The sequence below is a fragment of the Petrotoga halophila DSM 16923 genome, from assembly GCF_002924615.1.
The window spans coordinates 695-2,172 of record NZ_JALY01000155.1 but is presented as its reverse complement, the minus strand read 5'-3'; the positions used below and the strand labels follow the sequence as shown (position 1 = coordinate 2,172).

Here is a 1,478-nt window from a genome sequence, read left to right as displayed (position 1 = left end):
TTTGTTAGCGCCCCTTCGCCCCGCTGCCCGCCCATCTAAGGAAGAAAATCTTTACTCCTTCATTCTGCTGCCCGACCATAAGGAGATTTCACTCGTAGTGTGCTATGTCTTCTTCCATAAGCATTACTTCTTCTAAGTTTCTTAGGTAAAAGGGGTATTCTTTTGGTACGTAGGGCATTTTTGCTTTTCTTTTTCCAATGTCGTTTTTTATTTTTAGTTGTACGAATTTTTTCATGTATCCTGTGAAATTTCCTTTGAGATTGAAATTGTCTATCGCACATAGGAAGAGGTAAGTTAAACTTCCAAAGCTGTCTTCAAAGTCTATGCCGCAACTTTTGGTGAGTTTGATTGCTTCGTTGACAAGGAAGCCTTTGTATTTGGTGAATAGAGTTTCTTTTGATTTTTTGTCGCCTTTTTTGGAGAGTGTTACTAGTTCATGGTCTGTTAGTTTGGTGTAGTTTTGATGTTTTATGGTAGTTTCCCCCTTTATTATTTATTATCTGTTTAATATCTATTCCCGCCCACCGCCCCTTGAGGTTTAAGGGGCTTCGCCCCTTATGATCCCTGTTTAAAGGCCTGATAGGTCTTTGTGGATTAAGGGACTTCGTCCCTTACTATCCCTGTTTAAAGTCCTGAGAGACCTTTGTGGATTAAGGGGCTTCGCCCCTTATGAACCCTTTTTTCAAGCTTGAGAAGCTTTAGAGGAGTTAAAGGACTATACCATTTGTAATCTTACTGAAGGCTTTGCCTTTAGATTTTCATCAATTTAAGAAATTTATTTTTATATCTATTCCCGCCCGCCACCCCTTGTGGTTTAAGGGGCTTCGCCCCTTATAATCCCTGTTTAAAAGCCTGATAGGTCTTTGTGGATTAAAGGGCTTCGCCCTTTGTAATCCTACTGTAGGCTTTGCCTTTAGATTTTCGTCAATTTAAGAAATTTATTTTTATATCTATTCCCGCCCACCGCCCCTTTTGGAAGTATATTATACGTGCGTATACTAATATATCAAAAAAACTCATGCCCCGTCAAGAGGCATGAGTGCGTTTCTTTATTGAATGAGGTTGAATACTTCGTTTGTCGTTGTTTCAACGATTTCTGCTTCGTCTACTTGTGCGGTTGTTGGTACTAATACGCCTATCAAGCTTTGCATTATTGGTTCTATTTCTGCTTGCGTTAGTGTTTCTAATACTCCGTCTACTGATAGGGTTTTGCTTTTTCCTTCTGCTGAGTCATAGAATTTCATTCTTAATCTTCTCATTCGCTATTTCCTCCTTTTTAGATTATTTCGTAGCTTTCGTTGAAGTAATAAACCGCGTTGGTGTTTTCACAGAGTGAGACTAATCCTTGTAAGGCGGTTTTTATGTCTGCTTCTACGTCTGTGAATAAGTCATAGCTTTTATACTTTTTTTCTTCTTTTCCGTCTACTATGCTTATCCATACTATCTTTGCTTTTCTTGATTCTAAGTTCATTGCCATA

3 protein-coding genes are annotated in these 1,478 nt (G+C 38.7%); all 3 read right to left on the bottom strand.

The window, feature by feature from the left end:
* Positions 1–88 precede the first annotated feature (88 nt).
* On the bottom strand, positions 89–235 hold the full coding sequence (locus AA81_RS14215) for a hypothetical protein (RefSeq protein WP_169999678.1): 147 nt from the start codon (positions 233–235) through the stop codon (positions 89–91).
* An 814-nt stretch (positions 236–1,049) separates the two neighbouring features.
* Positions 1,050–1,259, bottom strand: a complete 210-nt coding sequence (locus tag AA81_RS07600; protein ID WP_012209090.1) for a DUF2922 domain-containing protein — start codon at positions 1,257–1,259, stop codon at positions 1,050–1,052.
* A gap of 17 nt (positions 1,260–1,276) precedes the next feature.
* On the bottom strand, positions 1,277–1,478 hold a 202-nt coding region (locus AA81_RS07595), incomplete at its 5' end, for a hypothetical protein (RefSeq protein WP_103078725.1).